The 13,227-nt window shown below is 63.3% G+C and carries 11 protein-coding genes; 1 reads left to right on the top strand and 10 read right to left on the bottom strand.

Annotated features, from left to right (window positions below):
* Positions 1–14: 14 nt before the first annotated feature.
* The 6 genes from GLX_RS00055 to glmU form a co-directional block, all read right to left on the bottom strand.
* Positions 15–635 (bottom strand): thiamine phosphate synthase, encoded by a 621-nt coding sequence (locus GLX_RS00055; protein ID WP_014104014.1) that lies wholly within the window; start codon positions 633–635, stop codon positions 15–17.
* A complete protein-coding gene (locus tag GLX_RS00050) occupies positions 632–1,402 on the bottom strand; it encodes a thiazole synthase (protein ID WP_014104013.1) in 771 nt (256 codons plus the stop codon). The genes GLX_RS00055 and GLX_RS00050 overlap by 4 nt, the downstream gene beginning before the upstream one ends.
* A 5-nt stretch (positions 1,403–1,407) precedes the next feature.
* Positions 1,408–1,608 (bottom strand): sulfur carrier protein ThiS, encoded by a 201-nt coding sequence (gene thiS / locus GLX_RS00045; RefSeq protein WP_041247484.1) that lies wholly within the window; start codon positions 1,606–1,608, stop codon positions 1,408–1,410.
* Between the two features lie 28 nt (positions 1,609–1,636).
* The gene (gene thiO / locus GLX_RS00040; RefSeq protein ID WP_041247483.1) at positions 1,637–2,629 is read right to left on the bottom strand and encodes a glycine oxidase ThiO; all 993 of its coding nucleotides are present in this window, start codon (positions 2,627–2,629) and stop codon (positions 1,637–1,639) included.
* A gap of 66 nt (positions 2,630–2,695) precedes the next feature.
* Positions 2,696–4,519, bottom strand: a complete 1,824-nt coding sequence (gene glmS, locus GLX_RS00035; protein ID WP_014104010.1) for a glutamine--fructose-6-phosphate transaminase (isomerizing) — start codon at positions 4,517–4,519, stop codon at positions 2,696–2,698.
* Entirely contained in the window at positions 4,519–5,886 is a 1,368-nt protein-coding gene (gene glmU / locus GLX_RS00030) for a bifunctional UDP-N-acetylglucosamine diphosphorylase/glucosamine-1-phosphate N-acetyltransferase GlmU (protein ID WP_041247016.1), read from the bottom strand. Before glmU ends, glmS begins: the two co-directional genes overlap by 1 nt.
* Before the next feature lie 113 nt (positions 5,887–5,999).
* On the opposite strand from glmU, the gene gph reads away from it, so the two are divergent.
* The gene (gene gph, locus GLX_RS00025; protein ID WP_014104008.1) at positions 6,000–6,680 is read left to right on the top strand and encodes a phosphoglycolate phosphatase; all 681 of its coding nucleotides are present in this window, start codon (positions 6,000–6,002) and stop codon (positions 6,678–6,680) included.
* A gap of 6 nt (positions 6,681–6,686) precedes the next feature.
* Here the strand turns inward: gph and gyrB are convergent, their stop codons facing one another.
* The 4 genes from gyrB to dnaA form a co-directional block, all read right to left on the bottom strand.
* The gene (gene gyrB, locus GLX_RS00020; protein WP_041247482.1) at positions 6,687–9,155 is read right to left on the bottom strand and encodes a DNA topoisomerase (ATP-hydrolyzing) subunit B; all 2,469 of its coding nucleotides are present in this window, start codon (positions 9,153–9,155) and stop codon (positions 6,687–6,689) included.
* A 90-nt stretch (positions 9,156–9,245) separates the two neighbouring features.
* A complete protein-coding gene (gene recF, locus GLX_RS00015; RefSeq protein ID WP_014104006.1) occupies positions 9,246–10,370 on the bottom strand; it encodes a DNA replication/repair protein RecF in 1,125 nt (374 codons plus the stop codon).
* A 26-nt stretch (positions 10,371–10,396) separates the two neighbouring features.
* Entirely contained in the window at positions 10,397–11,521 is a 1,125-nt protein-coding gene (gene dnaN / locus GLX_RS00010; RefSeq protein WP_014104005.1) for a DNA polymerase III subunit beta, read from the bottom strand.
* A 116-nt stretch (positions 11,522–11,637) separates the two neighbouring features.
* Positions 11,638–13,101 carry a chromosomal replication initiator protein DnaA gene (gene dnaA / locus GLX_RS00005; protein WP_014104004.1) on the bottom strand — a complete coding sequence of 488 codons (1,464 nt, stop codon included), beginning with the start codon at positions 13,099–13,101 and terminating at the stop codon, positions 11,638–11,640.
* Positions 13,102–13,227: the final 126 nt, after the last annotated feature.

Below are 13,227 nucleotides of genomic sequence, written 5' to 3'. Positions count from 1 at the left end.
TATGTTCCAGTATTTCACACCGTCGCCGGACCTGCCGTTGCCTCAAGCCAGGCCCGGACTTGTGCCGCCGGGTCCGGCATGCGGATAAAGTCGGATACGGCGGAAACACAGTCCGCCCCGGCGGCAAGGCACAGTGGCGCGCGTGCAAGCGTAACACCACCAATCGCCACAAGCGGAATGGCGCCAATGCGCTGCTTCCAGACCGTAAGCCGGGCGGTACCCTGCGGGGCCCATGGCATTTTCTTGAGCGTGGTGGGCCAGACCGGTCCCAGCGCCACGTAATCGGGGGCCACTGATAGCGCGCGCTCGAGTTCGTGCTCGTCATGCGTACTGACACCAAGGCGAATCCCCGCCGCACGGATGGCGGACAGGTCCGCCGTGTCCAGATCTTCCTGGCCCAGATGGATGTAATCCATCCCTTCCTCGATTGCCGCCTGCCAGTAATCATTCAGTACGAGTGTTACGCCATGGGCACGCGCATGGCGGATGCCTTCACGGATTTCATGGCGCAGGGCATCGGCCGTCCTGTCCTTCAGTCGCAACTGGATCAACCTGGCACCCGCCTGCCCCAGACGGGCCACCCACTGCGCGGAATCGACTACGGGATAGATGCGTGAAGGCAGTGGCGCGCTCATAGCATCGCCTGCCCGATAACGGGGGTAGAGGGCACGGCCATGTCGCGCTCTTCCATCGGGTCAGCCTGATAGGCTATGCGTCCGGCTTCAACCGCCATGGCAAAGGCGCGCGCCATTTCCGCCGGGTTGCCCGCCTTGGCCACTGCCGTGTTGATCAGCACCGCGTCATATCCCAGTTCCATGGCCTGCGCCGCGTGCGACGGCACGCCAATCCCGGCATCCACCACCAGCGGTACATCGGGAAAATGCGCCCGTAGAGCCCGCAGGCCAAACAGGTTATTCAGCCCCTTGCCCGAACCGATTGGCGCGCCCCAAGGCATCAGCACCTCACACCCCGCGCGCAGCAGGCGCTCGGCCCCAACAAGGTCCTCCGTCATATAGGGAAAAACCTTGAAACCGTCTTCCGTCAGGATCCGCGCGGCCTCGACCAGCGCAAACATGTCAGGTTGCAGGGTATCGGATTCGCCAATCACCTCCAGCTTGATCCAGTCCGTGCCGAACACCTCACGCGCCATCTGCGCCGTAGTCACGGCTTCACGCGCACTATGGCAGCCCGCCGTATTGGGCAGTACAGGCACGTCCAGTTCGCGGATCAGGTTCCAGAACGCCTCCCCCGCGCGTGAACCCGCCGCCTCGCGCCGCAGCGAGACGGTCACCACCCCAGCCCCCGCGCGGCGGACCGCATCACTCAGGATTTCGGGCGATGGGTACTGGGCCGTACCCAGCATCAGCCGCGACGTCAGTTCCGTACCGTAGAAAAGGGTCATTGCCGTCATCCTCCCTGCATGGGGGCCAGAATTTCCACTCGCGCCCCTTCGTGCAGCGCCATGCCCGCGCGCTGGCCTGCGGGCACGAAACGACCATCCACCGCCGTGGCAACGCGGGAAGTGGCGGCATAGCCCAGTTCGGTTAGCACCGCCGCAAGCGTTACGGCGACAACATCGCGGCGTTCGTCATTCACCATAATCTGCATGTCCATCTCCTGTGCGGGAGGGTTCAGTTCACGCGCCAAACACAATATCGGCCGCCTCTGCCGCCCTTACGGGCGAGAGCAGAAAACCGTGACGATACATGCCATTGATGTGGATATGCCGCCCCTCACGCCGCACGGCGGGCATATTATCGGGATAGGACGGGCGCAGGCCGGTGCCGGTTTCGAGTATTTCCGCCTCACCAAAGGCCGGATGCAGGGCATAGACCGCGCCCAGCATCTCTACCATGGAGCGCAGGGTCATCGGGCCTGCGTTTTCGCTTTCAATCATGGTAGCTCCCACCATGTACACATGGTCGGCACGCGGTACTATGTAAATGGGTATGCGCGGGTGCAACATGCGCACCGGTCGGCGCAGACCTATATCAGGGCAGCGCAGCAGCAGCATCTCGCCGCGCACCCCGCGCATGTCCGCCATCTGTTCGCGTGCGGCAATGCCGGTGCACGACACCACCCAGTCATATCCGTCCGCAGGGGTATCCACTGGCACGTTGAAACTGATCCGCCCGCCAAGACGGACCAGCCTGTCTGCCAGTGCCGCCAGCGCCCGGCGCGGATCGACATGACCCTCACCGGCAAAAAATAGCGCACGCGAAAAGCGGTCTGCCAGATCGGGCTCAAGGGCTGCGATCTCATCCTCGCCTATGGTGGTGAAATGCGACGTCCTGCGACCAAAACGCGCAATCTCGCCCACATCGCGCGCGGGGGCCAGGACCAGCGTGCCATTGCGCACGACACCGGGTACATGGGCATCCCACCAACCAAGCGAGGAAAGGGACTGCTCGGTCACTTCGGTCGTGGCGGATTCCGCCTCACACCACGGGGCCAGCATGCCCCCTGCCTTCCATGAAGCCCCGGAGCCAACCCGTGGTCCGCTTTCATGCACATGGACCCGTGCGCCCCGTTCAGCCAGTGTGACCGCAGCGGTCAGGCCAGAAACACCGGCACCACGCACAAGGACGGACGGCCCCATGCCGGGGGGTAAAGCCGTTTGTGCTGCCATGTGCTGCATATCCCTGCCTGTTATCGTGACTGCTCGCGGCGATTGTGCCAACCCGCGCCCATCTGTCTATTCAACAGTAACGGACTTGGCGAGGTTGCGAGGCTGGTCCACATCCGTACCCTTGAGCAGAGCGACCTCATAGGCAAGTATCTGCACCGGGATAGTCTGCAGGATCGGGGCGACGAATTCATCCACTGTGGGAATGGCCACAACGCATTCCGCGATTTCACGCAGGCGCGGTGCCCCTTCCATGTCGGTAAACACCAACAGTCGCCCGCCGCGCGCCCTGGCTTCCTGCAGGTTGGACAGGGTTTTGTCGAACAGGGGCCCCGAAGGCACAGTTGCCACCACAGGCACACTGCTGTCGATAAGCGAGATCGGGCCGTGCTTCATTTCCCCTGCCGCATAGGCCTCGGCATGGATATAGGTGATTTCCTTGAGCTTGAGCGCGCCCTCCAGCGCCACGGGGAACATCGCCCCGCGCCCAAGATAAAGGACATCGCGCGCTTCGGCCACGATGGTGGCCATGCGGCGGATCTCGTCATGGCGCTCGAACACTTCCGTGGCCTTGCTGGGCAGGTCGAGCAGGGCGGTCACCATCGCCTCTTCCATCGTCCCGTCCATCAGGCCACGGGCACGCGCCAGGGCAATGGTCAGGCAGGCCAGCACGGAAAGCTGCGCGGTAAACGCCTTGGTGCTGGCCACCGATATTTCCGGCCCCGCCACCGTGCCCAGCACGGCATCACTTTCGCGCGCCATGGTGCTCTGCTCCACATTGAGCACCGAGACGATGTGCTGCCCCGCCGCCCGCATGCCGCGCAGGGCCGCCAGCGTATCCGCCGTTTCGCCCGACTGGGAGATCAGCAGCCCCAGCCCCCCCTGCGCAAGCGGCGGGTTGCGGTAGCGCATCTCGCTTGCCACATCGATATCAACCGGAAGGCGGGCATACTGCTCGATCCAGTAGCGGCCGATCATGCCCGCATAGAAAGCCGAACCGCAGGCGGTCACGACGGCACGGGGAATGGCGGCCAGGTCAAACGGCAGTTCGGGCATGACCACGCGGCGGGTGGCCGGGTCGATCAGGCGTTGCAGGGTCTGGCCAATCACCACCGGGTGCTCGTGCAGTTCCTTTTCCATGTAATGGCGGTAGCCGTCCTTGCCCACCGATGCCGCAATCAATGCGGTCAGCCGCACCGGGCGTTCGACCGGATTACCCGCCATGTCAAAGAATTCCGCGCCCTGCGGCGTGATCACGGCCCAATCGCCATCATCCAGATAGGCGATGCGGCGGGTCAGTGGAGCGAGCGCCAGGCTGTCGGAACCAAAGAACATCTCGTTCTCGCCAAACCCTACCACCAGCGGCGCACCATGGCGGGCACCGATGACCATGCCGTCATGCCCGGCAAAGATCATGGCCAGCGCGTAAGCACCTTCCAGCCGCTTCAGGCATTCATGCGCGGCCTCACGCGGGGAAAGGCCACGTTGCAGGTGGTAGTCCACCAGTTGGGCAATAGTCTCGCTATCCGTATCGGTCGAGAATACCTGTCCTGCCGCCTCAAGCTCTCGGCGCAGGACCTCGAAGTTCTCGATAATGCCATTATGTACGACCGAAACGCGCTCCGTGCCATGCGGGTGGGCATTGTTTTCGGTTGGCGCGCCATGGGTGGCCCATCGGGTATGGCCAATGCCGGTCACACCCGGCAGCGGCACCCGTGCAAGCAGGGAAGCCAGATGGTCCAGCTTACCAGCGGCACGGCGGCGCTCGACCAGACCATGCTCGAGCGTTGCAATGCCAGCGGAATCATAACCGCGGTATTCCAGCCTGCGCAGCGCGTCCAGAATGACCGGGGTCGCCTGATTACTTCCTACAACGCCAACAATACCGCACATCAGCCCTGTTCCTTTTTTTTCTTCAGCCGGTCGCGAAACATGTCGGCATAGCCTGCTTTGTTGGCCTGCCGGGCACGCCCTACGGCCATGGCGCCATCGGGTATGTCATGGGTAATCACACTGCCTGCCGCTGTCAGCGCACGCGCGCCAACCCGCACAGGAGCCACCAGCACCGAGTCCGAACCGATGAAGCTGTCTGCACCAATTTCGGTCGCATGCTTGAACACCCCGTCATAATTGCACGTAATGGTGCCCGCGCCAATATTGGCCCCACCGCCCACGGTGGCATTTCCCAGATATGTCAGGTGGTTGGCCTTGGCTCCCGCGCCCAGGGTCGTGGCCTTCAGTTCCACAAAGTTGCCCACGCGCGCCTTTGCCCCCACATCGGTGCCGGGCCGCAGGCGGGCATAGGGGCCGATCTGGGCATCGGGACCAACTACGGCCCCTTCCACATGCGAGAAAGCATGGATTTCCGTGCCGCGCCGCACATGCACGCCCGGCCCGAACACCACATGGGGGTGCACCACCGTATCGGGTTCCAGCACGGTATCGGCGCACAGGAAGACCGTATCGGGAGCAACCAGCGTGGTGCCGCCATTCATTGCAGCAAGGCGCAGGCGGGTCTGCACGCATGCTTCCGCCTGCGCCAGTTCGGCGCGGGAGTTGATGCCGCGCAGTTCGTCCTCTGGCGCCACCACGGCGCGCACACTGCGACCATCGGCCACGGCACGGGCCACCACATCGCCCAGATAGTACTCACCCTGCGCATTGTCGTTGTTGATCTCGTCCAGCCAGCGGCGGAAATCGGCGGCATCGGCGCACAGCACACCTGCATTGCATAGCCCGATGGCCCGTTCGGCCGGGGTGGCATCCGCCCATTCCACAATGCGTTCGACCTGCCCGTCGCACATGACCACGCGGCCATACTTCGCCGGGTCCGCCGGTTCCATGGCCAGCAGGGCAAGGCCGGTGCCATCCTGCCTACGCTGCGCCAGCAGCGCGCGCATCGTGTCAGGTGAAATCAGCGGGTTATCACCATACAGGACCGCCACATCGCCCTCGCCAAAAGCCGCTTCCGCCTGACGGGCGGCATGGCCCGTGCCAAGGCGATCGTGCTGCACCACCACCGCGTGCGGGGCGGCAAGGGCTGCCACATCATCCATATCAGGACCAACCACTACCACGATCCGGTCAAACACCTTTCCAGCGTTCTCAACCAGGTAGTGCAGCATGGGCCGGCCTGCCAGCAGGTGCATGACCTTGGGCCGCTCCGACTTCATGCGGGTACCACGCCCTGCCGCAAGAATGATGGCGGTCGACAGGCGGGATGCGGGGGCGGATACTACGGTATCGGTCTTGGTATTCATGGCAGTGTGCGGGTACTCCGCACCCGTGTATCGTGTCAAACCCTTATGCATGCGTCGCCCTTCACTTAGAATGTCTGAGTGCTACCTTTCTGCCGGGACCATCACAGGAGTTCATGATGACAGCTTCCCCGCCCCGCCTGGCCGTGTTCGACATGGATGGCACCCTGATCGACAGCCTGCCCGATCTGGCCGCATGTGCCAGCAGGCTGCTTGTGCATTACAGCCTGCCCCCCATCACCCCTGACCTTGTCCGGCCCATGATCGGTGATGGCGTGGCGGTGCTTGTCCGCCGCCTGCTGGCCCATGCCGGGCCAAGTGCTGCCGGGATCGACCCGACTGAGGCCACCACCCGCTACATGGCCGACTACACACCCCATTCCACCGATCTCTCCCGCCCCTTTCCCGGCACGGAAGCGGTGCTGGAAAGCCTGCGGGCGGATGGCTGGCACATGGCAGTATGCACCAACAAACCTGTTGCCGCAGCCCGCCATATCCTGCAGGCCCTTGATCTGGAAAAATGGTTCGTCGCCGTTGGCGGGGGAGACAGCTTCAGCGCCCGCAAACCCGATCCGTGCCACCTGCTAGGCACCATAGAACTGGCAGGTGGCGACCCGCGCCGCGCCATCATGACCGGTGACCATCGTAACGATGTAGCCTGCGCCATGGCCGCGCACATACCGGCCATTTTCGCCCGCTGGGGCTACGGCCGCCCGGAAATGGAAGCCGGCGCCACGGTCGGAGCCGATTCCATTGCAGAAGTGGCGCGGCTGGCAGGGGAACTGATCCCTGCCTGAGTGCGCTCAGACGTCGAGGTTGGCGACCTTGAGCGCATTGCCCACGATGAAGTCACGGCGCGGTTCGACCACATCGCCCATCAGGGTGGAAAAGACCTGCGCCGCGTTTTCAATATCACCAACCTTGACCTGCAACAGCGTACGCATGGCGGGGTCGAGCGTGGTTTCCCACAACTGCTCGTCATTCATCTCGCCCAGACCCTTGAAGCGATTGATGGACAGACCCTTGCGGCCCTGCGCCAGAATCCGCTCATACAGCGAGGCCGGTCCGTTGAAGGGTTGGGGGGCACCATCCAGCACCAGATTGACCGGCTGGGCAAAATCGGACACCAGACGGGCATGGCGTTCGGCCAGCCAGCGCACTTCCGCACTACGCAGGGTTGTGGCTTCCAGGCGGTAGACCTCACCCACACCACGCACGCTGCGCGCCATTTCCAGCCCGCTGTCACTGACCGCAACCTTCCAGCCACGCTCGGCCGCAGGCGAGACCGCATCCAGGCGGCCCTGTAGGTCCACGATCCGCTCTGGCGTGGCCTGCGGGTCAGGGCACAGTACGCCAGCAATGGCCGCCTGTTCCAGCACCCATACCGGCACCCGGGCCGACAGGCGCGAGAGCGCGCGTGTCACGTCACGGATAAACAGCACTTCGGCCCGCATGGGCTCGCCCGTAATCTCCCGTCCGTCAGCATAACGCAGGGCCGCATTGGCCAGCGCCTTGTCCAGCAGGTAGGTCTCCAGCGCAGCATCATCCTTCAGGTAACGCTCGTCATTACCGCGCTTGGCGCGGTAGAGCGGCGGCTGGGCGATATACAGGTACCCCTTCTCGATCAGTTCGGGCATCTGGCGGAAGAAGAAGGTCAGCAGCAGCGTGCGGATGTGCGAGCCATCCACGTCAGCATCCGTCATGATGACAATGCGGTGATAACGCAGTTTTTCAATCGAAAAGCCACCATGCTCCACATCGCCCCGGCCGATGCCGGTACCCAGCGCCGTGATCAGCGTGCCGATTTCAGCCGAGCCGAGCATGCGGTCAAAGCGTGCACGCTCGACATTAAGGATCTTGCCCTTGAGCGGCAGGATCGCCTGAAAGCGCCGGTCACGGCCCTGCTTGGCGGTACCGCCAGCCGAGTCTCCCTCGACAAGGAACAGTTCGCACTTGGACGGATCACGCTCCTGACAGTCCGCCAGCTTGCCGGGCAGCGATGAAATATCGAGTACGCCCTTGCGCCGTGTGAGTTCACGCGCCCGCCGCGCGGCCTCACGCGCGGCGGCCGCGTCCATCACCTTGGCCACGATCAGGCGGGCTTCCTTGGGATGGGTTTCGAACCAGTGGGAAATCATATCGGCGGCGGCGGCATGCACTACGGGCTGCACTTCGGATGAGACCAGCTTGTCCTTGGTCTGGGAAGAGAATTTCGGGTCCGGCACCTTGACCGACAGCACGGCGGTCAGACCTTCGCGCATGTCTTCGCCATTCAGGGCATGGCTGTCCTTCTTAGTGGCGTTCGCTTCCGCGTAGCGACCCACCACGCGGGTCAGCGCCTGGCGGAAACCGGCCAGATGCGCGCCACCATCGCGCTGGGGAATGTTGTTGGTGAAGCACAGCATGGTTTCATGGAAGCTGTCATTCCATGTCAGCGCGAACTCGACCTTGATGCCGTTTTCATCATTCTGCAAGCTGCCGGTGATTGGCGGTTCGACAATGGCGGTCTTGCCCTGATCCAGCCATTCCACGAAGGCGCACAGCCCCCCTTCGTAGTGGAAGCCTTCCTCACGTGCGGGGTCATGGCGCTCGTCGCGCAGGATGATCTTCAGCCCGGAATTGAGAAAAGCCAGTTCCCGCAGGCGACGTTCAAGGATCGCGAACTCGAATTCCACCTTGGCGAAGGTCTGGACGCTGGGCTTGAACGTGACCTGCGTGCCGCGCGGCTCATCGCTTTTACCCACAAGGCGCAGCGGTTCGTCGCGCTCACCATGCTGGAAACGGATCACATGCTCGGACCCGTCACGCCAGATACGCACCTCCATCCACTCGGACAGCGCATTGACCACAGCGGCACCCACACCGTGCAGACCACCCGATACCTTGTAGGAATTCTGGTTGAACTTACCACCTGCATGCAGTTTGGTCAGCACGACTTCGGCAGCACTCACCCCTTCTTCATGATGCATGTCGGTCGGGATGCCGCGCCCGTCGTCACGCACGGTCACACTGCCATCGCCATTGAGGGTTACAGTGCAGCAGGTGGCAAAACCGGCCTGCGCCTCATCCACAGCATTATCGATGATCTCGAACGCCATATGGTGCAGACCTGAACCGTCATCGGTATCACCGATATACATGCCGGGTCGCTTGCGTACCGCATCCAGCCCGCGCAGAACCGAGATGGATGCCGCATCGTAATCTGCAGCAGGAGGCATGCTGCCTACGACCTCGGCATCGTGTTTCTGGTCGGGACTGGATTGATCGGTCATGCCGGCAGATGCTCCACAGCGGATAACAATAAAATAACAGAACGCATTATAGCCCGAACCGGCCCACGTAACCAGCATTCCCCGCCGAAATCATGCGCCACTGGCAAGATTACCTTCGCCCGGTGTCACGAATTCAGCGCTCCCGCGCAACGGAGCAAATTGTTCTATATCCGTTCCCGTCAGCATCACACCAGTATGCATGCGGCTGAGGGCACGGAACAGGGCATCACGCCGCATTGTATCCAGATGCACAAGCGGCTCATCCAGTAGCAGCACCGGCGGCCGCCCCCGGCAGTCGGTCAGGATACGGGCATGGGAGAGCACGATACCCAGCAGCAGCGCCTTTTGCTGCCCCGTGCTGGACTGGGCGGCAGGACGGGATGTCAGTCGGTCGGCCATGTGCAGATCGGCCCGGTGCGCGCCAAAACGGCTGCCACCGCGCTGCCGGTCCACCGCGCGCGTGCTGGCAATACATCCGGCCAACCAGTCCTCCACCGCCAGGGCGGGAGTATCGACCAGTTGTGCCGCAATCACGCAGTCCATGGCCAGCCGGGCGGCGGGAAAGCCATCCAGCACGGCCTGTTCATCGGTATTGAGACGCGCGACCATTTCCATGCGCGCCGCCGTAGCCGCCACGGCATGGCGCGCCATGGTCCGCTCCAGTGCGGCAAGCCAGTGCGGATCAGCCGCATGTTGTGCCAGAACACGGTTGCGCTGCTGCATGGCCCGGTCATGCGCCGCAACCTCACGCGCGTGGCCCGGTTCAAGGGCAAGGACCAACCGGTCCAGAAAACGGCGGCGTCCAGTCGCCCCTTCCTGAAACAGGCGGTCCATCTGCGGCGTCAGCCACACGGCGGCAAAACATTCGGAAATGCCATCACGGCTACGTAGGGTCTGGCCATCTACCCGAAACGCCCGGCGTACGGGTCGGAGCGGGTCCGCGCCCGTGGCAAGCGGCACAGGCTGGGCTTCCGGGCCCATCATATCCGCCACATCGGCCGCCACACCCCACAGGGTCGCACCATGCCGGGGCAGTTCATCCATCCGCGCGCCGCGCAGCCCCCTGCCGGGTACCAGCAGGGACACGGCCTCAAGCAGGTTGGTCTTGCCGCTGCCATTCGGCCCGGTAATGACAGAAACCGGCTGCCGTGGCCGCCACGAAAGATGGCGGTAATTACGGAAATCCGTCAGAACCAACCGGTTGACGAAGGCCATACCGGCAAGCCTGGCCGGGTTGCCGCCTACACGCGCATCGGCATCAGCACGTACAGCGCGGAAGGGCTATCCACATCGCGCACGATAGTGGGGGCCGAACTGTCGGAAAATGCGAACTCGACCTCACGCTCCACCTGATCGGTGATGTCGTTGAGGTAACGGGCCTGAAAACCAATCTCGATGGCGGGCGCATCGTAGGAGACATGGTTTTCATCAAGTTCTTCGGTTGCCGTGCCCTGGTCCTGGCTGGCGGCGGACAGAGTGAGCAGGTTATGCGCCATGCTCAGCTTGACCGGGCGCGAACGCTCCTGACTGATCGCGGCCACACGCGATACGGCATCGGAGAAGATCTTCTTGCCCACGCGCAGGATCTTGTTGTTGCCATGCGGAATCACGCGCTCATATTCAGGGAACGTACCGTCTATCAGCTTGGAAGTCAGCGTGATGTTGCCGATCGAAAACTGGATGCGCGTATCGGACAGGGCAACAGCTACCTGCTCCGGCCCTTCATCAAGCAGCTTGCGCAGTTCGGCCACCGTCTTGCGCGGTACGATCACGCCGGGCATGCCCGCACTGCCAGGGGGCAGTTCGGTCTCGACCCGTGCCAGACGATGGCCATCAGTCGCGACCGCGCGCAGGACCGGCCCCGCCTCGCCTTCCGCCACGTGCAGGAAAATGCCGTTGAGGTAGTAACGCGTCTCCTCGGTGGAGATGGCAAAGCGCGTGCGGTCGATCAGACCACGCAGCACCTGGGCCGGCATGCTGAATTCATGCGGCAGCGCGCCTGCCATCATGGAAGGGAAGTCATCCACATCCAGCACATTCAGGCTGGTGGCGAACCGTCCGGCCCGCAGGCCCAGCGGCGCATCGCCACCCGCATGGTCCAGTTCGACCTGCGCGCCATCGGGCAACTTACGCACGATTTCATACAGAACCGATGCAGGCGCCGTAACCGCGCCATCGCGCTGCGTTTCGGCCGCAATACCTTCCACCACCGCAATTTCCATGTCGGTTGCAGTCAGCGTCATCGCGCCATTCACGACATTGATCAGCACGTTAGCCAGAATGGGGATGGTATTGCGCTTCTCGGCAACGCTCTGGATATGGGCCAGTGCCTTGAGCAGCGTTACGCGGTCAGCCTTCAACTTCATCGGTATGATATCCTCCACACCCCGCCACAATCGGGCAACGCCATGGCCGGGCCGACATGTCTAGCAGGCGGGTGGCGCAGTGGTAAAGGGGTGCCGCCGCCCGGCGGGGACCGGGTTCAGCTTTCCAGCATACGGCGCAGCAGTTCCACGTCCTCGGCAAAGGCCGGGTCTTCCGCCATCAGACCCGTCACGCGGGAGACGGCGTGGATGACGGTGGTGTGGTCACGGTTGCCGAATTTGCGCCCGATCTCGGGCAGGGAACGACTGGTCAACTGCTTGGCCAGGTACATTGCCACCTGCCGGGGCCGCGCCACCGCACGCGCACGGCGTGCCGATGACATGTCGGTCAGGCGGATATTCCAGTGTTCGGCCACCTTGCGCTGGATTTCCTCAATGGTTACGCGACGGTCGTGGGCCTTGAGGATATCGTGCAGAACATCCTGCGTGGCTTCCAGCGTCACGGGGCGGCCAAACAGGTTGGCATGCGCGATCAGGCGGTTGAGCGCGCCCTCAAGCTCACGCACGTTCGATGTGATCTTATGCGCGAGGAATTCCAGCACCTTGGCCGGCACCACCACACCCGATGCCGTGGCCTTGGCTTCAAGGATGGAGATGCGCAACTCAAACGTAGTGGCGTGGATATCGGCCACCATGCCGCAACCCAGGCGGGTGCGCAGTCTGTCCTCCAGCCCCGACAGGTCAGAGGGCGACTTGTCGGCCGAGACCACGATCTGCCGCCCTGCATCCACCAGCGCATTGAAGGTATGGAAGAATTCTTCCTGCGTGTTGTCCTTGCCGATCAGGAACTGCAGATCGTCGATCATCAGCACATCGACAGACCGCAACTGCTCCTTGAACTCCATGGTGGACTGGGAACGGATGGCGGCGATGAAGCGGTACATGAACTTCTCGGCCGACATGTATGCAACCGACACCCGCCCTTCGCGCACCAGTTCGGCACCGATAGAATGCATGAGGTGTGTCTTGCCCAGGCCGACGCCGCCATACAGGAACAGTGGGTTGAAGCCGGGGCTGGAGGGCTGCTCGGCCACACGGCGGGCGCACGCATAGGCGAACTCGTTCGGCTTGCCTACGACGAAGGTGTCAAACGTAAAGCGTTGATCAAGCGGGGCGGCCAGGTCGGTGCGGACTTCGGCCGGGCGGGGTTCTTCCGCCACGGGAGCGACCGCCGGGCGGGGGGCAGATTTTCCCGACGGGGCTGTCCGGGCTGAGGGGGTGGCGGGGGCTTCTTCTGGCGCAGCCTGCGCGGCATCGGCTGCCGGGCGGGCAACCTGCAGTTCCACACGGCGGATGGCGGGCACTTCCGCATTCCACAGCGTGCCCAGCCGGTCGCCATACTGTCCGCGCACCCAATCACGCAGGAAGCGGGTCGGCAGGTAGAGGGTGATCTCGTCCTCCTCCACCGGGCCGACCGTGATCTGGCGTAGCCATGTGCGGTATTCGACTTCCCCCACCTCGGCCTTCAGCCGTTCGCAAATGCGCGACCAGTGAATGGCGAGCACACTTTTCTGCGCATTGGCTTCCGCCACAGCGTCATAGCCTCCCAGTCCACCCGTCATGTCCGCTCCCGGCCCTATGGGGTGTGGCAACCACGCGCCCCCGCGCGGATCACCCACCCTTTGCTCATCCAACCCGTTCCACAGCACCATCCGTTCCGCACTGGGCAGGCAGATGGCCGCGCCCAT

The organism is Komagataeibacter medellinensis NBRC 3288 (genome assembly GCF_000182745.2).
In the GTDB taxonomy this organism is placed as follows: Bacteria; Pseudomonadota; Alphaproteobacteria; order Acetobacterales; family Acetobacteraceae; genus Komagataeibacter; species Komagataeibacter medellinensis.
Note: the sequence above shows the minus strand (reverse complement) of the source record. Positions and strands in the feature narration are given on the sequence as shown.

What these genes read in the sequence shown, in the direction of transcription:
- GLX_RS00055 (WP_014104014.1), bottom strand. Translation starts at nt 635, where the DNA reads ATGAGCGCGCCACTGCCTTCACGCATCTATCCCGTAGTCGATTCCGCG.
- GLX_RS00050 (WP_014104013.1), bottom strand. Translation starts at nt 1,402, where the DNA reads ATGACCCTTTTCTACGGTACGGAACTGACGTCGCGGCTGATGCTGGGT.
- thiS (WP_041247484.1), bottom strand. Translation starts at nt 1,608, where the DNA reads ATGCAGATTATGGTGAATGACGAACGCCGCGATGTTGTCGCCGTAACG.
- thiO (WP_041247483.1), bottom strand. Translation starts at nt 2,629, where the DNA reads ATGGCAGCACAAACGGCTTTACCCCCCGGCATGGGGCCGTCCGTCCTT.
- glmS (WP_014104010.1), bottom strand. Translation starts at nt 4,519, where the DNA reads ATGTGCGGTATTGTTGGCGTTGTAGGAAGTAATCAGGCGACCCCGGTC.
- glmU (WP_041247016.1), bottom strand. Translation starts at nt 5,886, where the DNA reads ATGAATACCAAGACCGATACCGTAGTATCCGCCCCCGCATCCCGCCTG.
- gph (WP_014104008.1), top strand. Translation starts at nt 6,000, where the DNA reads ATGATGACAGCTTCCCCGCCCCGCCTGGCCGTGTTCGACATGGATGGC.
- gyrB (WP_041247482.1), bottom strand. Translation starts at nt 9,155, where the DNA reads ATGACCGATCAATCCAGTCCCGACCAGAAACACGATGCCGAGGTCGTA.
- recF (WP_014104006.1), bottom strand. Translation starts at nt 10,370, where the DNA reads ATGGCCTTCGTCAACCGGTTGGTTCTGACGGATTTCCGTAATTACCGC.
- dnaN (WP_014104005.1), bottom strand. Translation starts at nt 11,521, where the DNA reads ATGAAGTTGAAGGCTGACCGCGTAACGCTGCTCAAGGCACTGGCCCAT.
- dnaA (WP_014104004.1), bottom strand. Translation starts at nt 13,101, where the DNA reads ATGACGGGTGGACTGGGAGGCTATGACGCTGTGGCGGAAGCCAATGCG.